A 17,696-nucleotide genomic window follows, 5' to 3' on the forward strand; every position below is an offset into this window, starting at 1 on the left:
ATAAAAAATGACGTCAACAAAGGCAGGTTCAGCAATATGTGGTTGTGACAATCCGGATGATTGTACGCATAAGATTGATGTTACATTGGGGGATAAAACGTTTAGTTATGAACAACTGCTTCCTTTCCCTGCTGTATTGTATTATGTGGTTCCTAAACCCGAAAATGAAACAGATAAGCCTAAACTTCCTATAAAGTTAAGTGCCTTTAGTAAGGGATGTATTTCTCACAATCTAAATTGTCCAATTGGAAATTTATCTGGTGAAAATGGGTTGCCTATAGCACAATTTTCACCTACAAAACCATATACTGGGGAGTTGGTATACTCAAAAAAAATTAATGATTTTTCTCTTGCAGAAAACAGTCCGATCACTATTTTACAACGTTTTTTGAGCAGAGACTTTGACTCACATATAGAAGAACGTTTTTATATTAGAGCAGATGAATGCTCAGGAAAACCATTAATAGATAAAAAATACAAACTGGCGGATAAAATTCTAACCGCCACAATAGGCAATAAAGCTATCCTTGGCTCAAACATTCATCTTGTCCTGAATGAAAGGCAGGAATTTAACGTTGCTATTGGTGCCGCAGAGGAAATTGAAAAATATACCGATGAGCAAAGAAGACAACAACAAAAAGAAACCAACAGAAAAAATGGAATGCGACATAAAGGATCACAAGGGTGGCGCAGAAATACAAAACCTTATGAAGTTCGTAATTCACTAACAATTGAAGGAAAAATTACAGCTGAAAAAGGTACTGAAACACGTAGTTGGTCAAAAGAACTTGAATTCGAGTTCAAGAAAGGGAAAAAGAAATTAGGACCAATCGATACCGCCATCAATAGTATCGGTAAATTCAATGATATTCTTGCATTTGGGCATGATCAAGATAAATTCCGGGTCATAAATTTAGATCTCATCTATCCTTCAATTAATATTAGTGGCGGTTATGAACTTGCACACAGTGATGAATATAACCTTTTCTATAAATATAATGCTGATATTACGGCTACACCTTTAGTCGGTTTAGAATTACGCGCTGATGTTATTCAAATATTTTCTGCCTATTTTAAAGTCAATAAACTTGTGACTAAAATACGTGAAAAGGGAGAAGAACTCGAACAAGAAGTCAAACAAGGTAAAAATGGCGCATTTTATGGTGCACAATTAGATTTAATTCTCAGTGGTGACTTAAGCGTTATGTTTGGCTGGGAGTCTGATGATAAAGGAGAGTGGTCTTTTAAAAAAGACACCGTATTAGAAACTGGATTTGGAATCAGAGCTGAAACGAATATTCGCGGCGGTGTCCGTTATTATGCTGTTAATGGCTATTTTGATGCTTCGGCACAAATTGCAGCTAAAGTATTAGTGGCATTAGAATCTACAGAAAAAAGTATGGAGCTTGTGCTTTATCATGATGGCATAACAGCGTCAGCAAGCGTGGGCTATGGAATGGGGTTGGGAGACGATGTGAAAGGATCTAATGAAGATATCTTAAAAGAAGAATCAAAACAAGGCCAAGAAGAAACAGACATAGAAGGAGTAGAAGAACGTGATTGGATATTTCAAAAACCTCTTAGCAAAGAAGAATCAAAGTACAGAATTTCTTTGGGTTAGTTTTTTATTATGTGTGCTAATGATATTTGCTAATTCAGCATCAGGAAAAACAAGTATGGAATACAAGTATTTATTAACAATGAATACACACCGGAGTGTCTGTGTTATTCGCCTTAATGATATAATGGCAATGCACAATGTGCGTTCACGTAGTGGGACAGAATCTAGTGGTCAGAATATAACTTCTTTTTTAGAAAATAGTAATAATACTCTCTCTGCCTCAATGGGTAAAAAATCTATTGATAAAAGTTTTGAAAAATTTAATCCTGATTCATGGTGCGAAGCAATTATCAGAAAAGCATCCGCACATGATCAAGGCCAAATTATTAGTTATATTAAATTATCTGTAGATAAAAATGGTGATATCGTTACTCATACTTCACCAAATAATATTTCTAATAATTCTTCGGATTTTGATTCTTCAGGTATGTCAAAAGGTCATGGCGAAAAGGGCTTATATCAAGCTAAAAGAACTTTTTCTATTAATGGATTACCTGATTGGATATGGACAAAAGCCCGTCCAGTGTCAGAAAAAGATTTACCAGAAATAAAAGCATTCTATCAAGAAGTGATTAATGATTTTGCACGAAAAGATCTGGATAAAATATGGACTATTACGAAACCTGCTTGGGAAGAATGGGCTATTGCAGATAATAGTAGCTCTAGAGTATTTTTTGACTCAATGGGCTTTAAGGAAAAGTTCGATAGTGGAAATTATGTAACTAGGATAACGCCTGAATGGAAAAATTTCAGATTAGTCAGTTATAAAGGAGGACGAATATTCCGCCTTGAAGAGGGATCTTTCGGTAATTCTCCAATACAACTAGATAATAAAGTAACAGGTAAGACTGCTGTTTATAACCCTTACTTATCTATTATTAATGGCAAAGTTGTCATCTCAAGATAATTAATTTATTAGGCTAATTAGTTATTATTAATACTAGTTAGCCTAATATATAACAATAAAAAGTTTGTCATTCAAAAAATAAATGAATTAGATTAAATTATCAAAGCTGGTTAAATCACAAAGTTAGATTTTGATTAACTCATATATTAGTAGTTGATCCTGTTTACGACAACCGCTAGTATTCTATTTACACCAATGATCCATCGCCTGTCAGGATCGCCTTCGGGTGGCGAAATAAAACTCCCGTAGCCTGCGAGGGAGAGCAAGATTGCGGTACATCTGCGCACTTTTGGAAGCAGATATCGTCAAACATAAACCCCTTGTTTGACGATGAAAGTCCCTTAAACTAAAAAAGACCTCAGAAGGATGTTTTTATCTTGTCACCCAAGTGTATTGAACGTTGAGTCATGCACTTATTTTTCATACCAACATCAGACTCTGCCTCCGTTTGGCTTTGGCCTTGTGAGCGATGTTTCGATCCCATTTCATGTCATAAACACCGCGTGGATTTCACGCATCTGGTTCATATTCTTACTGCCTCCGCTTGAATGATTCAGAGGACAGATTTTCTACACACAAACAATTAACCCATCGCTACCGTTTGACATCGAACTTTGCGGAGTTTTTCAACGCTCGCACGATTTTTGCTGGCTGTTTGCTGAATTTAAGGCGTCACTTTTGGCAGGTTTACCGCTGAAAGTGACGCCGCAACCAAAGGACAACACAACCCTGACAGGCTCACGCCTGCTTCACCATACAGTGAATCTGACACTGCATTTTTAGATTGAAAAAGGAGAACTTGACGATATCGAGGCTGGCTTTTTGCCAGTGGGGATGACCTGTTTATGCAGGCGGCAGTACAGTGTTGTGGTCAAGAAGTTTCGGACACATTTCTAGCCTCTTCCCACAGTCTTTCGTATTCAGCGGGAGAAATTCCCCCATTAAAGCGATGAGGACGAATGTCGTTGTAATACCTGCCAAAATAGTCTGTGATATCCCGCATTGCCTCATGAATGTCCCGATAGCCTTCAGGCGGGCTCCATTCACTTTTTAAACTCCGGAATACCCGTTCCATGGGGGAATTATTGTAACAGTTACCCTTGCGGCTCATGCTTTGAATAATTTTATTTTGCCAAAGTAAGCGACGAAACTTTTTACTCCTGTATTGGCTACCTTGGTCGGAGTGAAAAACCAGCCGTCCTTCAATATGACGTGTTTCCAGTGCGTTATTCAAGGCCCGGCAGACCAGCTCAGCATCCGGCGAAGAAGCGATGGCCATTCCCACTACCCGACGGGAAAATAAATCCGTCACCACGGCCAGATAGCTCCAGCCCGCTTTTATACGAACGGATGTGATATCTCCGCACCACTGGCTATTTGGGCAAGCCGGCGCAAAATGTTGCCGCAAGAGATTAGGGGAAACGAGGGACGCTTCTCCGACCTGATGATAACGGTGCCCTCCAGGTTGACGGCTTTGCAGACCGCATTCCTGCATTAAGCGTCTGGCCTTCCAGCGTCCCACCGGCCAGCCTTCATTGGTCAGCAGGTGGCTCAAGGTACGGCTGCCTATCGCCCCCCGGCTTTAGTTATACAGTTCACGAACCCGGATGCGCAACTGCAGACGTTCCGTGTCAACCGGCCGTTGCCGCCAGTCATAATAGGCACTGCGTGACACCTGGAGCATTTGACATAATTCGGTCACCGGACATCGGGGGCTCAGCCGTGTGATCAACGCATAGCGCCACTGCGCATCTCGCTCATCAACACGGCCGCCTGCTTTAGGATTTCTTTTTCCATTTCCAGGCGTTTCACCTGTTTTTCTAAGGCTTGTATCTGGCGTTGTTCGGGCGTCATCGCCTTACCCACAGGCGTGATCCCCTGAATTTCGGCTTTGTACTGGTGAACCCATTTTCCCAGCGTGCTGTTATTGATCCCCAATGAATGGGCGACATCGACAACTCGTTGTTGATGGAGAACAACCTGTTGAACCGCTTCCAGCTTAAATTCAGCGGAATACTGGCGTTTGGTGAGTTTCAATTTCATGGTCACACCTCATTGTCATGTGAATAACATTAGCAGGCTTTTGAGGTGTCCGAGATCCTTATACCACTACAAATATAGATAACGCATTTGGGTATCCGGTGAATAATCATCAATTTTATGCATCAACAAAAACTGTAGATGGGAATAACAGCGGGCATCCAGTGGCATGGTGGGCAATTGGGAGGTAATAATGGGTATTGAAAAAATAAAACCCGAATTCAACAGAGATTATGATTATTTTTACAGTGCCTCAGCATCGGGCTTTGTTTACCGGCCGTATTCAGAACCCGGTGACTATCCTGATGACCTCAAACCTGTCAGTGATGAGTTGCACAACCAGCTGTTTAAAGGACAGGCAAACGGGAAGCAGATTGTGGCTGATGAGAATGGTTTACCCATGTTGGCAGACCCGCCTCCACCGACACCGGAGGAACTACAGCAACAGGCCGAATCAGAGAAGCGTTATCGTATGTCACAGGCTACCAATGCGATAGCCCCGTTACAGGATGCGGTTGATCTTGATATGGCCACAAGCGAAGAGAAAGCTGCCTTAACCGAATGGCGCAAATACCGTGTGTTGCTCAACCGGGTAGACTGTTCCACCGCCCCCGATATCGCATGGCCGGAACCGCCGAAGTGAGGATGGGGTGACAGGTACAAAAAAGCCCTCGTGGGGAGGGCTAGTTAGTTTTTTAATCGCACATAACTTTCCCTGTTTTTTAATGCCTCATTAAATTGTTTCATTCTCATGTCTCTCGCTTCACTAGAAAGAGCTTTAGCTACTCCTTTGCAATTAGATGCTGACGCTAGCTCATGTCTGCGAGGGAACGTTGTTATATCCTCGCGATTTTTCATAGGATTACCTTATTGATGATTTATCATAAAAGCCCTCGCGGGGAGGGCTGCTAGAATGTCACGATTGGTAGATTGAATGCTTTATAGCCGGAAAGACTTGTTAAATTAGAAATAAATGCTCTAATATATGGATATATTACCGAGTCAACAGTATTCGTGTCTAAAAAGTCGCTTTCTTGCTCTGTGCTGACTTCATTTTCAAATTGAAAGGTGAATAGATAATCAAATTCGATATAGAAGCTGGACTCCGTTATTATTTTTACGGTGGTTGTTAAGGTTGCCCGACTTCTATCGTTCTCATCAAATGAGAGGCTATTTTTCAGGTTAAGGTTATTTTTCTTAGGATTATCAAGATAACCCGTTTCATCCAATTTTATATGAGTCACCCTCATATTCACGATATTAAAATTCATAATCTATCCATACTTAGAATGACAAGCACAATTTATGTTCTTTGCTGGAACGGCTTACAATACTAGTTTTGACATCAGTAAAAGCCATGAATTCAGTAAAGGCAAAGGGAGAAGCCGCTTCGGCAACTCCTGCTTCAACAAGAGCATTCAAAAAATCATCATCACTCATAGCATTGATCTTATCTATAGCTTCTTGCATGATTTGCATTTGAGTCTTTTTCATACAAGCCCCCTAATCACACTCTTTATCTTACCTTTATTTATTGATTTTGTAGGATTTTTCACACTAACAATCCTACAATTTGGAATTCTAGATTGATACTTTATGATTCTCGTAAACTTATCAAGTTTTATGTACTCATTTCTGATGATAGCATCAAAATCAGTCTGAGCCATTATGAGATTGCATATTGTACAATCATTTTCTAACAAACTTTTGCTTTTTTGGATACCTTGCTTTCTCATTCGAGTTAAGATAACAGTTCTAAATATTTCAAACGCTTGCAGACCTTCATTGGTATCTAACTCTAAAGCCTTTTGAACAATAATTTCAACACTAAGTACAACAAACTCACTGTAGTTATTGAGTTTCTTTTTATTATTCCATGCTTGCAAACGAGCCCAATCTTCCGCATTTTTCTGAGGATCGCCGAGTCCCTCAACAAAAAAATAGGCTCCAGTTCCAAGCCACTCATCATCTTTAGCACTTACTCTAAAATTTCCGCCTAATATCGATGCTTCATTATTTGCATCAGTACCGTGAAATCCTATTAATTTCATTTTTAGACCAGTTAGTTATACCATTTGCAAACACAATTAGACATGCAATTGAGGCACTCTGTTATTCTATCTTGCCTATCTATTTAGAGCTCTCACGCCAAAACGTATCTCTCGCTATACTAAATCACCTCCACTAATAATTTGATCAGAAATTGCTTAATCTGTGACATGGGGTGAGAGCTAATTTATAGGGCCGCAACAAAAAGCGCATTCGTTAATTTAATGTTAATAAAATGTTATCATCTGGCGACTCGGAGCCGCTGCTTCCCAATCCCTTGATCCCCTTAATTTCCGGCTCTGTGACATAATCACGTAAAATCAATGCATTACATAAAGGTGAGAATTATCCAATTTTTAACTATTTGATATTATTGGATTTATTTCATTGTCGAGAATTAATAAAAATAAATCACTTAGATAAAGGTGAGAAATCTCACCTTTTGGCCCGCTTCCGTTTCAAGCGGAGGTGTGGGATTAACTACAGGGATTCTTTGAGATCAAGGAGTCCTATTGCCGTGGTCCTCACTTTGGCTGAGTGACCAGCCAAATTTTCGTCCGATGAACCCGCCGAAAGTTGCGGGTTAAAATCTAATCAATATTGCAATGGCTCAAATCTGAGTCATGGTTAATCATATGATTTTATTCATGATTCAAAAACGTGATTATCTCAAAGTGGGATATCACACTTTGGGTATTGTGATTTCCGCAATACCTTTTATTTGTGCAGGTATCCCATAGGTTAAAGGGCAGATTTCTGCCCTATAGTGATTATTCTTCTTTCTGCTGCATTAGCTTGTTGAATTTTTCATGCAGAGATTGTGGGTACAGTTCCGTATACACCTGCCATAATACATTCAGTGAACGATGGCTTGTCACCTGCGCGACTTCTTCAATTGAGAAACCAGCTTCAAACAAACGACTCGCTCCCTCTCTACGCAGGTCGTGATAGCGGAGGTCTTCAATTCCCAGCGCATTACGGACTCGCTGAAAACCAGCAGTTACACTTTTAGAGTTATAAGGGAATATCAAATCGCTCGTTCTTGGTTGACTTTGAACAATACCCCAAGCCTCACCCAACAGTGGCACAGACATATGATTACCAACTTTCTTCCTTGGATCTTTTCTGTCTCTTACAATGACAGATCTTTGCTTTTCATCTATATCATCCCACCTAATTTTGCATACCTCTCCTATACGCATGCAGCTCAAAATTGAGAAATTGAGAATATCTTCATAGGGTATTTTCCCTTCTCTGTGGCTGCTACGTTTACGCAAGCCATCAATAAGTTTATCTATCTCATCTTGCACCGGCCTTCTGCTACGGCGCTGAGACTTCCCTATAAGCCCCATTTGAATTAACAAAGGACGTGCTTCATATGCGGGATTTGAGACATAATCTATGTTATAGATTGGCTTGGCTGATTTTAACACTGACGTTAAGTAGCTAACATCATGATTAATGGTTGAGGGAGTGATGCCAGTAGAGCGCCTTTGCTTGCAATACTCGATAATATGACTAACCGATAATTCAGAAAGTGTTAATTTTGCTAAATCACTATCTAGGAGCATATTTAATACGTATTTTTTAGTTCTTCCTGTTTTCATACCTAGATTTGGGTCATTGATGTATTTGTACAGCAGTTCACCAACTGTCAACTCTTCGGTATCATTCTGCGTGGGGACCCCGTTTTGCTCCAGTTCAGCAACCCGCATAGCACCCCATGTTTTGGCGTGGGACTGCTTTTCAAATGTGCGGTTTTCTCTGTAAATATATTTACCACCAGATTTAACGCCAACGGTGCAACGATAACGGGTGGTGCCGTCTGCGCGTGGGCGCTTTTCTATGCTATAGTAGGCCATCTTTGATACTCTCCTATTCAGGTCCCCATATTAATGGGGTGCTGTATGGGGTGCTAATAATCCAAAAATAGCCTAAAACAATCTGAAATGCACGAAAATATACAGACAAAAAAATCTAGTGAATTCACCGAAATATCAACGGATGCGAGAAAATTCAAACTCTCCCGTTTCTCCGTTGCCCCGATGTTGGACTGGACTGACCGCCATTGCCGTTATTTCCATCGCCTGTTAAGTAAAGAAGCACTGCTTTACACAGAAATGGTCACCACAGGCGCAATTATTCATGGCAAAGGGGACTATTTAGCTTATAACGAGCAAGAACATCCACTGGCATTGCAATTGGGGGGCAGCGAACCCCAAGCATTGGCACACTGTGCCAAGATAGCGCAAAAGCGTGGTTACGATGAAATTAATTTGAATGTCGGTTGTCCGTCTGATCGTGTGCAGAATGGTCGTTTTGGTGCGTGTTTGATGGGAGAGGCTGCGCTGGTAGCCGATTGTGTCAAGGCGATGCAGGATGTGGTAGATATTCCTGTCACAGTTAAAACCCGTATCGGTATTGATGAGCAGGATAGCTATGAGTTTTTGTGTGATTTCATTGATACTGTCGTGAAAAACAGTGAGTGCGATCATTTTGTCATCCATGCACGTAAAGCGTGGTTGTCTGGCCTGAGCCCGAAAGAAAACCGCGAAATTCCACCGTTGGATTATCCACGGGTTTATCAATTGAAGAAAGATTTTCCACAACTGACACTTTCCATTAATGGTGGGATTAAATCATTGGAAGAAGCGAAGCACCATTTGCAGTATGTAGATGGTGTAATGATTGGGCGGGAGGCTTACCAAAATCCATCTATTCTGGCGAAGGCCGACCGTGAACTATTTGACCAAGCCGCTCCCGTGACAGATACCGTTGAGGTAGTTAAGGCGCTTTATCCATATATCGAACAAGAATTGTCAAAAGGCACTTATTTAGGGCACATTACCCGCCATATTTTGGGTGTTTTTCAGGGTATTCCTGGTGCACGTCAATGGCGTCGTCATTTGAGTGAGAATGCGCATAAACCCGGTGCTGACATTATGGTTGTTGAAAAAGCATTGGAAATGGTAACAGAGCGGATGTAATCCGCTCAGGTGCTTTGTTCAAAATGGGAATCATGGTATCAACAAACTGGAACCGTGGGTTGCACGGCTTTCCAGTGTCCGGTGTGCTCTTACCGCTTCGCTTAGTGGAAACTTCTGATTTTCTCGGACATCTACATTGATTTTACCGCTGGCAATAAAATCAAACAGGGTTTTGCTGGCTTCAGCCAACTCTTCATGTGTCGTGATATAACCATTAAGAGAAGGCCGGGTAAGAAATAGTGAACCTTTCTGATTAAGAAGTCCGACATTCACCCCTGTCACTGGTCCTGAAGCGTTACCGAAACTGACCATCAATCCTCTGGGAGCTAAGGAATCAAGTGAGTCCAGCCAAGTAGCCTGACCAACGGAATCATAAACCACATCAACTTTTTTCCCGTCAGTAAGTTCCAAAACGCGTTCCACAATATTTTCACGGTTATAATTGATGGTCTGCCATGCACCCGCAGCTTTGGCAAGGTTGGCTTTTTCGTCTGAACCGACTGTTCCAATCAATTTTGCACCTAATGCCTTTGCCCACTGGCAGGCAATCAAACCGACACCACCGGCTGCGGCATGAAACAGGAAAGTTTCACCTGCTTGAACCTTGTGTGTCTGATAGAACAGATAATAAACCGTTAATCCTTTCAAAAGAGAAGCTGCTGCCTGTTCAAATGAAATTGCATCCGGCAGGATAGCCAATTTGTTGGCCGGAACATTATGTACTTCACTGTATGCGCCCAAACCGGATTGAGCATATGCCACACGCTCTCCAATTTTGATGTATGACACATTTGAGCCAACTTTTGTGACAACTCCAGCGGCTTCCGTCCCTAATCTACTAGGAAGGCCTGCTGGTGGGTAGAGGCCGCTACGTACATAGGTATCAATGTAATTGATTCCGATAGCTTTATTCTCAATCTGTACTTCATCAGGTGCAGGATCAGTCGGTGTAAATTCACAATATCGGAGTACTTCTGGGCCGCCAGTGGCGGAAAATTCGATGTGTTTTGCCATGGTAACTCTCTCATTCTTTAAGAAATATTGGGAACAACCTCGCACGTTTGTAATGGAATCGCTGTAAACGGCGATAATGTCTCCGAAATCATTGCAGACTATATATATTTACTTTGTGTTTTGAAGTTTGTCCATGATTATTATTTTTATATAAATATCAAATAATTAATTAATCATTAAACTGTATGTTGTTACAGTGTTTATTGACGTTTTACCCTTCTTGCAGCACACTGCGTATAAACAATTGTATAAATACCTTTAGCGATCATGGCTGCCGAACTAAACAAGCTCAGTGACAAAAAACTTAGAACCCTGCACGGAAAAGAAAGGGGGAATATTGAATTTTTTGCCGATGGTGCTGGATTGAGCGCCAAAGCATCTAAAGTTGGTGGCATTAGTTGGGTTTTTACCTACCGGCTTGATGGAAAAAAGTTAAACCGCCTTACCATTGGGCGCTATCCTGATGTGAGCCTCAAACAGGCTAGAGAAACGAGGGATAAATGTCGTAGTTGGCTAGCATCTGGTAAAGATCCAAAGCTGCAATTTAACTTAGTGATGCAGGAATCATTAAAACCAGTTACTGCAAAAGACGCTATCGAATATTGGATAGCGCACTACGGCAGAGAAAATCGAGTCAATATTGATACCCTCATTCTGCAATTAGAAAAACATATTTATCCTTATATTGGTGAAATGGCATTATCTGACTGCGAAACAATATATTGGCTACAATGCTTTGATAGAATGAAAAAGAAAGCGCCGGTGGCTGCTGGTTCTGTATTTCAATTGTGCAAACAAGCTCTAAAATTTTGCCGGGTAAGAAGGTATGCAGTCAGCCATGTATTGGATGATTTAACTATTCAGGATGTTGGAAAAAAACAAAATAAAGGCCAGCGATATTTAGAAGATAATGAACTTGGTCAATTATGGGACTCTATAAATACAGGTATTTACCTACCTTATTATAATAATTTATTGAAAATTTTGGTTGTATTTGGTTGTCGGACACGAGAGATCAGGTTATCTAAATGTTCAGAATGGAATTTGAATTCTATGTTATGGACTGTCCCAAAAGAAAATAGCAAGACAGGTGAGAAAATCATTCGTCCAATACCGGAATATATGAAGCCATTTTTAATGAATATTATTCATCAAAACCATAAAAGTGGTTATTTCTTAGGAGAAATTAAAAAACTTGAAGCAGTCGCACAATATGGCAGAAAAATATGGAAAAAATTAGAGCATGACGAAGAATGGTCTTTGCATGATTTAAGGCGAACGTTTGCAACTAAATTAAATGACATAGGCATCGCACCTCATGTCGTTGAGCAACTGTTAGGCCATGCACTGCCGGGCATTATGGCGATATACAACAAGAGCCAATATTTACCAGAGAAGCTGGATGCTTTAAACAAGTGGTGCGAGCGACTGGATGTATTAGCGGGTAATTATGAGAATGTGGTTATATTAAAATCAGCTCAATAATAGGAATTAATGAGTTTGGTGATGAGCATGATAATTGTGATATATACGTAACAAATGTGGCTTTCTTTCGTAATAATTTCTATTAAGTAAAATACCCTCACAAAAACAATTAAACAGTGAGGGTAACATAATCATGCAATACAGTACTCCTACACCGGAAGAACGCCGCTCTATCCTTTCCGAATATGGTGAACCTTATGATCGTCTTATACGTGAAAAAGAACGCCAGCACATCACCTCTATTTCCAGAACGTCAGCATGGAAGCTGGAAAATGAAGGCCGTTTCCCTGCTCGTAAGCCATTAGGCCGCAATTCCTGTGCTTGGTTGCTTAGTGATCTGCTGCATTGGGTACGTAATCCGCCAACAGTAGAAAATGTAAATAACCCGTATAGCCGTAAACCTACTAACTAAAAAATAATGCTATGAAAAATTAACTGTCTTGATTGGCAGTGGTCAAATTCACCCTAAAAGCAGCTTAATTTCGGGAATAGTTAGTGTGATGGCAGATATTCACTATAGAAATTCTTTGATATTAAATAACCATCAATTTGAGAGAGAACCCTCTTTAAGAGGGTTAGTTGATGATTCTTACTCAGATGATGCTTTGGCTTTGCGCTGGCGGCGTTTGATTTCGCCCGACATAGCCGAAATTATGAATTGCGCAGTGCTTTCGCCTTCTTCTTTAAGTTTTTCCATTGAATCAACAAGCTCATGTGGTACACGGGCTTCTAATTTTTTTGACTTTGCGTTTACTGCTTTCGTTGCCATATCTGCATCCATTAGTAGTCGGTGGCTGACAGTATACGCGAAAAAATTTTATAAAAAAGAATTGACGTGGCTGACACTTGAAAATACGATGGTGGCTGACACTAAAAGTTATTCAGGTGATACAAATAGCAACGCCCCGAAGTGCGCTAACACTGTCGAGGCGTTTAACCACAACGTAAAGGAGACTTACGCAATGGCTGGTACACAGCATACCCAAACTCGCCTTAAATTTGTATTCCTAATTGCATCAGGCAATCAACAACTGACAGATATTGATTCAACATCGTTTATCTCCGTTCAGGAGGTAAGCCATGTTTAAACTCATTGTTACTACCACAAATCACCATACTGGCGAGACAAAAAAAGAAACGGTTCGTTACCGATATAAAACGTTACGTGGTGCAGAAAACGCCGCTAATAATATTCGTCGTGCTTCTATACCGGATAGTAAATCCGTTGATGTTGAAATCATCAGAGAGCATGAACATAAGCAGCCTGTTTCACTGGAACAAGCAATGTTTCGGGCAGGTCTGGCAACCTCTTTATTCTACGTCATTCTTGAAAAAGCCAGCACCGAATGCTCTGTCGATTTAAATAATCTGATTGCATTGGCCTGTGATATCAATCAGGAAGTCTATCACTCACTATTGGCTGTTGTTTACAAGGAGTGAACTCATGAGCAAAACACCTTCATATAGAAATAGCGATAAGATCCGCCCGATAAACTTTATCCATAATGTAAAAAAATCTGCCATCAATCACTGGCAAAGCCTGTTGCCTGCTTGTGGTGTGGAGGTTCCGGCAAAAGGTAAACACGGCGCTTGCCCGATATGTGGCGGCACTGACCGCTTTCATTTTATCGATGATAATCATCATGGCGATTGGCATTGTCGCCAGTGTGATGAGCCGAATCACGGTGATGGTCTGGATTTGGTCGCAAGAACCAAAGGGATCACGGTCTTTGCCGCCGCTAAGTTGGTAGCTGATGCGCTGGCACTTCCCTTGCCTGAACCCAAACCCGCTAAAGAGCAGCCCCGAACAGTAAAACCAATTGCTGAACGCATAGCAACAATACTCGCTACAGCTATTACGGGCGAATCTCAATATCTGATGAAAAAGGGGCTGCAATGCCCCAATCAGCGGTTATTGAAAGATGGTGCTTTATTGCTGGTGGTTCAGACGCTGGACGGCACAATCACAGGCGGGCAAATCATCAAGCCGAACGGTGAAAAACGCCTTGTTACTGGTACTCAAAAAAAGGGAGGTTTTATCCCTGTATCCGAGATTACCGGAACGCCCGATACCTTCATTATTACCGAGGGTTACGCCACGGCGTTAACAGTCAGCCAATTGCATGAAAGCGCGGTATTGGCTGCAATTGATGAAAGTAATTTACTCACGGTTGCCGAACAGGTCAGAACCCAGTGGCCAGATGCAAAAATTATTCTTGCTGCTGATAACGATTGGCACGAACCGGAAGAACGGGACAAAAACGGTAGATTAAAAAAGAATGTCGGCAAGATAGCGGCAGAAAAGGCCGCTATAGCGATTAATGGTTGGGTGGCGTTACCGCCTACGGCATTGAAAGCTGACTGGGATGATTATCGTCAATGCCACGGCATTGAAGCAGCAAAGCAGGCATTCAGTAACGGGTTATATCAGGTTGGGGAGAAAATTTCAGTGAAAGCAGAAACGGCGATGATCCACGAAAATAAGAAAAAAAGTGCTAATTTGGCACAAATGGCAGCAAGTCAACGTGGAGTGCTTCTGGCTGAATATTACGGCCAAGTGGTGGTAAATCCTGAAAGCGAAATGACCTATCATTATAACGGTGCAATTTGGGAGACACTGCCTGATAGTGAACTTCGTCGTTCAATGGCTGCAATTTTCAATCAACATGAAACTCCTTATAGCCCTAATGGAATTAACAATGCTATTGATGCCATGAAATTACAAATTCCTGTCATTGGTGAACAACGGCAGGATTTAATCGGGTTCCGTAATGGCGTGTATGATTTATCGGTTCAACAGTTTACCCCGCACCAGTCAGAACACTGGCTAATGAACCATAACGGCATCGAATTCACTCCGCCTGCTATTGGTGAAAATTTGCCGGATCATGCTCCAGATTTTTATCGCTGGCTGTCCCATGCAGCGGGAAGCAATGAAAACAAAATGAACCGTATTAAAGCCGCTTTGTTCATGATCTTGGCAAACCGTTACGACTGGCAGTTATTTATTGAAGTGACAGGTGAAGGCGGTAGCGGTAAAAGTGTGTTTACTTATATTGCGACTTTATTGGCAGGTGAACACAATACCGCCAGTGGCAATATGAAAGCGCTGGACGAAGCCAGAGGACGTTATCAGTTTGTCGGGAAAAGCCTGATTACGTTACCCGATCAGGTTAAATATGTTGGTGAAGGCGCTGGCATTAAGGCAATTACTGGCGGTGACTTAATCGAAGTTGACGGGAAATATGAGAAGCAATTTTCTACGGTCATTAAGGCTGTTGTATTAGCCACCAATAACGAACCGATGAGCTTTACCGAACGTAATGGCGGTATTGCACGGCGGCGGGTGATATTCCCGTTTAACATTCCGGTCAAAGAGTCAGAAAAAGATCCACACTTGCCGGAGAAAATCAGTCGGGAACTGCCCGTTATTATCCGCCATTTATTAAACGAATTTGCCGACCAGAACAAAGCTAAAAAGCTACTACAGGCACAACGCGATTCTAACGAAGCATTAACGGTGAAAAGCAATTCCGATCCGTTGTATCGCTTTTGTGGTTATCTGGTAACCGTCAATGATGCAACTGGGATGAAGATGGGCACTAAGAACATTAGCCCACGAGTGCCGAGGTTGTATCTGTATCATGCTTATCTTTCTTTTATGGAAGCGCACGGCTTTGAACGCCCGCTGACATTGACTAAATTTGGCGAATCTATTCCTAAGATTATGCAGGAGTACCGGAAAGATTATCGAAAGACGAGAACAACGAGAGGGTATTCTTATAATGTTGAGTTGTCGGAAGAAGCAGAAGAATGGCTTCCATCGTTACCTGAGCATAAAGATCCCAACATTATACCATTATAGTTTTTAGGTTTAACTATACACTCTATACATTAACTAGCTTATTTTTCTGATTTTAAATATAAAAATAGGATGTATAGTTATTCTTCTTCTGTACGCTAAGTATACATGTCATACATAATCTAAAAAGGTTTTAGTTAACAGATGAATAGTTAATGAATACCATATTAATGGTCACAAACCCAGATATGACAGGCCTCTTAAAAATCATGCATAGTGTGTACAGTGGATGGCTTCAAAAAGATTTCTAAGGGAGTCACTGGATATAAGTCAGTTATTTTTTATTAGTATTATGGTGACATTTGGAATTATTCAATATGAAATAGTATGGAGAGCTTAAATGACTAGGCGTAAAGATTATAATCCCACTTGGCACGGTTATTTGGGGGATTACTTAAATGGAAAAGTGGGAATTAACCAGTTAATACCTCAGCATGAATTTTTTGATAGTATAGGATTGGAAAAGGAATTAAATAAGAATACTCAATATCACTACGTTCTTACATTAGCTCAAGCCCAGAGCATTATTGAAGATATCAATCCTAGTCGTCCACAAAATCCAAGTCACGGTGAATCACTGGCAAGGGGTATTGAAGAGGACGACCAGACAAAAGGCCCTATGTCACATCTATTTTCTGTCACAGATCCTATTTCTCCTTATGCCGGAAATATCTATGATTCGCGAGGATTTTATGATGTTTGCCGGGAGTTTCAGAGGTTAAATATCACTGCTAGAACACATGTGGCAGAAAATGGCCGCACGTATATTCATGTGTCGGGGCATGCAGGTCTTAGGAGACTTGTCAGGGGAACACGATACGGTGCTAATCATCCTCAAATGATAGGGATGGGGATAGGGCAGCAGGGTCTTAATAACAGCATTGTAAGAGGGGTCAGATTCTGCATCATCTTTTCTATTGGATATCGGGTCGTAGAAAGTATTTTTAAGGATGAGTATACTTTAGCTGATTTTCTCGGAAACATAACAATTGATATGGCTAAAACAGCAATTACTGCGGCTGCGTCTTGGATTGTCGGTACAGTTTTAACTGCAACAGCCATTGTAGGTGGGAGTATTATTGCTGCTGCTGGAATAGTTTTGGTAACGGGTTTTTTGGTTGCTTATGGTTTGGACGTTCTTGATAAACAATATGGAATAAGTGAAAAATTAATAGCATTTTTAAAAGAACAAAGGGACAGAAAACCAAGAGCGCCAGAAGCGGATTTACGACATTTTTTTAATGGATTAGGAAGGATGAGGTGAATAATAAATATGTTAAAGCATTAGGTGTGCTAATACTGTTGTTAGGACTGACATTTATGATGAGCTTAGTTGTTGATTCTGCTATTTCATTAATACTTATGAGAGATGAGATAACATTTTCTAGCGCCGTTATCATATGTTTTATGTCTTTTCCTCTATTGTTTTATTCTTTATCAGGTTCTATTTTTTTCTTTCTATTTGATAGGCTGCCTAAATTTAACAAGGTTATTGTTAAGTACTTAAGTATGCTGATGATTACATCATTCATCGTTAGTTTACCTATATCTTTTTATGTGAGCTATAAGTTAAAAAATGATGGTTATTTAACATGTGATAAAATATCGTGGATGTCGCCAACTACTTACGTCAAAAATTTATCGCTGTGTAAATGAAATTTTTTGTAAATATTCTGTCCTTATGTTTTGTCCTGTTTAGCCTCTAAAATTTAGAGGCTTTTTAATTATTTT

Annotated in this window: 17 protein-coding genes and 1 pseudogene; 11 read left to right on the forward strand and 7 right to left on the reverse strand. The window is 40.7% G+C overall.

Annotated features, from left to right (window positions below):
* Positions 1-7 precede the first annotated feature (7 nt).
* Positions 8-1,621 (forward strand): hypothetical protein, encoded by a 1,614-nt coding sequence (locus tag HGO23_RS19595; RefSeq protein WP_244967888.1) that lies wholly within the window; start codon positions 8-10, stop codon positions 1,619-1,621.
* Positions 1,622-1,676: 55 nt separating this feature from the next.
* Positions 1,677-2,528, forward strand: coding sequence for a hypothetical protein (locus HGO23_RS04595; protein ID WP_209028124.1), 852 nt, complete (start codon positions 1,677-1,679; stop codon positions 2,526-2,528).
* 871 nt (positions 2,529-3,399) lie between these two features.
* Here the strand turns inward: HGO23_RS04595 and HGO23_RS04600 are convergent.
* Positions 3,400-4,571: pseudogene (locus HGO23_RS04600) on the reverse strand (IS3 family transposase).
* Positions 4,572-4,761: 190 nt separating this feature from the next.
* Between HGO23_RS04600 and HGO23_RS04605 the strand changes: the two are divergent.
* Positions 4,762-5,211, forward strand: a complete 450-nt coding sequence (locus HGO23_RS04605) for a tail fiber assembly protein (RefSeq protein WP_244967889.1) — start codon at positions 4,762-4,764, stop codon at positions 5,209-5,211.
* A 265-nt stretch (positions 5,212-5,476) separates the two neighbouring features.
* On the opposite strand, the gene HGO23_RS04610 is transcribed toward HGO23_RS04605, so the two are convergent.
* The 4 genes from HGO23_RS04610 to HGO23_RS04625 all read right to left on the reverse strand — a co-directional run bounded on the left by HGO23_RS04610 (position 5,477) and on the right by HGO23_RS04625 (position 8,479).
* Complete coding sequence (locus HGO23_RS04610; RefSeq protein WP_209028126.1) at positions 5,477-5,839, reverse strand: protein-export chaperone SecB; 363 nt, start codon at positions 5,837-5,839, stop codon at positions 5,477-5,479.
* Positions 5,840-5,852: 13 nt separating this feature from the next.
* Complete coding sequence (locus HGO23_RS04615) at positions 5,853-6,062, reverse strand: hypothetical protein (protein WP_209028127.1); 210 nt, start codon at positions 6,060-6,062, stop codon at positions 5,853-5,855.
* Entirely contained in the window at positions 6,059-6,619 is a 561-nt protein-coding gene (locus HGO23_RS04620; RefSeq protein WP_209028128.1) for a hypothetical protein, read from the reverse strand. Before HGO23_RS04620 ends, HGO23_RS04615 begins: the two co-directional genes overlap by 4 nt.
* Before the next feature lie 768 nt (positions 6,620-7,387).
* The gene (locus HGO23_RS04625) at positions 7,388-8,479 is read right to left on the reverse strand and encodes a tyrosine-type recombinase/integrase (protein WP_209028129.1); all 1,092 of its coding nucleotides are present in this window, start codon (positions 8,477-8,479) and stop codon (positions 7,388-7,390) included.
* 87 nt (positions 8,480-8,566) lie between these two features.
* Here HGO23_RS04625 and dusA point away from each other — a divergent pair, with 87 nt between their 5' ends.
* A complete protein-coding gene (dusA, locus tag HGO23_RS04630; protein WP_209028130.1) occupies positions 8,567-9,604 on the forward strand; it encodes a tRNA dihydrouridine(20/20a) synthase DusA in 1,038 nt (345 codons plus the stop codon).
* Between the two features lie 30 nt (positions 9,605-9,634).
* On the opposite strand, the gene HGO23_RS04635 is transcribed toward dusA, so the two are convergent.
* A complete protein-coding gene (locus HGO23_RS04635; protein WP_209028131.1) occupies positions 9,635-10,618 on the reverse strand; it encodes a quinone oxidoreductase in 984 nt (327 codons plus the stop codon).
* A gap of 267 nt (positions 10,619-10,885) precedes the next feature.
* Here HGO23_RS04635 and HGO23_RS04640 point away from each other — a divergent pair, with 267 nt between their 5' ends.
* Positions 10,886-12,103, forward strand: coding sequence for a tyrosine-type recombinase/integrase (locus HGO23_RS04640; RefSeq protein WP_209028132.1), 1,218 nt, complete (start codon positions 10,886-10,888; stop codon positions 12,101-12,103).
* A 133-nt stretch (positions 12,104-12,236) separates the two neighbouring features.
* Positions 12,237-12,515 (forward strand): helix-turn-helix transcriptional regulator, encoded by a 279-nt coding sequence (locus HGO23_RS04645; RefSeq protein WP_209028133.1) that lies wholly within the window; start codon positions 12,237-12,239, stop codon positions 12,513-12,515.
* A gap of 177 nt (positions 12,516-12,692) precedes the next feature.
* On the opposite strand, the gene HGO23_RS04650 is transcribed toward HGO23_RS04645, so the two are convergent.
* Positions 12,693-12,872, reverse strand: a complete 180-nt coding sequence (locus HGO23_RS04650; RefSeq protein WP_209028134.1) for a YlcI/YnfO family protein — start codon at positions 12,870-12,872, stop codon at positions 12,693-12,695.
* A 193-nt stretch (positions 12,873-13,065) separates the two neighbouring features.
* On the opposite strand from HGO23_RS04650, the gene HGO23_RS19900 reads away from it, so the two are divergent.
* The 5 genes from HGO23_RS19900 to HGO23_RS04670 all read left to right on the forward strand — a co-directional run bounded on the left by HGO23_RS19900 (position 13,066) and on the right by HGO23_RS04670 (position 17,621).
* Complete coding sequence (locus HGO23_RS19900) at positions 13,066-13,191, forward strand: hypothetical protein (RefSeq protein ID WP_280176118.1); 126 nt, start codon at positions 13,066-13,068, stop codon at positions 13,189-13,191.
* Positions 13,184-13,543 (forward strand): hypothetical protein, encoded by a 360-nt coding sequence (locus HGO23_RS04655; protein WP_099137147.1) that lies wholly within the window; start codon positions 13,184-13,186, stop codon positions 13,541-13,543. Before HGO23_RS19900 ends, HGO23_RS04655 begins: the two co-directional genes overlap by 8 nt.
* Before the next feature lie 4 nt (positions 13,544-13,547).
* Positions 13,548-15,968 carry a primase-like DNA-binding domain-containing protein gene (locus HGO23_RS04660; RefSeq protein WP_209028135.1) on the forward strand — a complete coding sequence of 807 codons (2,421 nt, stop codon included), beginning with the start codon at positions 13,548-13,550 and terminating at the stop codon, positions 15,966-15,968.
* 337 nt (positions 15,969-16,305) lie between these two features.
* Positions 16,306-17,229, forward strand: a complete 924-nt coding sequence (locus HGO23_RS04665) for a hypothetical protein (protein WP_209028136.1) — start codon at positions 16,306-16,308, stop codon at positions 17,227-17,229.
* On the forward strand, positions 17,226-17,621 hold the full coding sequence (locus HGO23_RS04670; protein WP_209028137.1) for a DUF1240 domain-containing protein: 396 nt from the start codon (positions 17,226-17,228) through the stop codon (positions 17,619-17,621). Before HGO23_RS04665 ends, HGO23_RS04670 begins: the two co-directional genes overlap by 4 nt.
* Positions 17,622-17,696: the final 75 nt, after the last annotated feature.

Source organism: Xenorhabdus budapestensis (genome assembly GCF_017743015.1).
Taxonomy (GTDB): Bacteria; Pseudomonadota; Gammaproteobacteria; order Enterobacterales; family Enterobacteriaceae; genus Xenorhabdus; species Xenorhabdus budapestensis.

What these genes read in the sequence shown, in the direction of transcription:
- HGO23_RS04620 (WP_209028128.1), bottom strand. Translation starts at nt 6,619, where the DNA reads ATGAAATTAATAGGATTTCACGGTACTGATGCAAATAATGAAGCATCG.
- HGO23_RS04605 (WP_244967889.1), top strand. Translation starts at nt 4,762, where the DNA reads ATGGGTATTGAAAAAATAAAACCCGAATTCAACAGAGATTATGATTAT.
- HGO23_RS04645 (WP_209028133.1), top strand. Translation starts at nt 12,237, where the DNA reads ATGCAATACAGTACTCCTACACCGGAAGAACGCCGCTCTATCCTTTCC.
- HGO23_RS04660 (WP_209028135.1), top strand. Translation starts at nt 13,548, where the DNA reads ATGAGCAAAACACCTTCATATAGAAATAGCGATAAGATCCGCCCGATA.
- HGO23_RS04615 (WP_209028127.1), bottom strand. Translation starts at nt 6,062, where the DNA reads ATGAAAAAGACTCAAATGCAAATCATGCAAGAAGCTATAGATAAGATC.
- HGO23_RS19900 (WP_280176118.1), top strand. Translation starts at nt 13,066, where the DNA reads ATGGCTGGTACACAGCATACCCAAACTCGCCTTAAATTTGTATTCCTA.
- HGO23_RS19595 (WP_244967888.1), top strand. Translation starts at nt 8, where the DNA reads ATGACGTCAACAAAGGCAGGTTCAGCAATATGTGGTTGTGACAATCCG.
- HGO23_RS04650 (WP_209028134.1), bottom strand. Translation starts at nt 12,872, where the DNA reads ATGGCAACGAAAGCAGTAAACGCAAAGTCAAAAAAATTAGAAGCCCGT.
- HGO23_RS04640 (WP_209028132.1), top strand. Translation starts at nt 10,886, where the DNA reads ATGGCTGCCGAACTAAACAAGCTCAGTGACAAAAAACTTAGAACCCTG.
- HGO23_RS04595 (WP_209028124.1), top strand. Translation starts at nt 1,677, where the DNA reads ATGGAATACAAGTATTTATTAACAATGAATACACACCGGAGTGTCTGT.
- dusA (WP_209028130.1), top strand. Translation starts at nt 8,567, where the DNA reads ATGCACGAAAATATACAGACAAAAAAATCTAGTGAATTCACCGAAATA.
- HGO23_RS04625 (WP_209028129.1), bottom strand. Translation starts at nt 8,479, where the DNA reads ATGGCCTACTATAGCATAGAAAAGCGCCCACGCGCAGACGGCACCACC.
- HGO23_RS04635 (WP_209028131.1), bottom strand. Translation starts at nt 10,618, where the DNA reads ATGGCAAAACACATCGAATTTTCCGCCACTGGCGGCCCAGAAGTACTC.
- HGO23_RS04655 (WP_099137147.1), top strand. Translation starts at nt 13,184, where the DNA reads ATGTTTAAACTCATTGTTACTACCACAAATCACCATACTGGCGAGACA.
- HGO23_RS04610 (WP_209028126.1), bottom strand. Translation starts at nt 5,839, where the DNA reads ATGAATTTTAATATCGTGAATATGAGGGTGACTCATATAAAATTGGAT.
- HGO23_RS04665 (WP_209028136.1), top strand. Translation starts at nt 16,306, where the DNA reads ATGACTAGGCGTAAAGATTATAATCCCACTTGGCACGGTTATTTGGGG.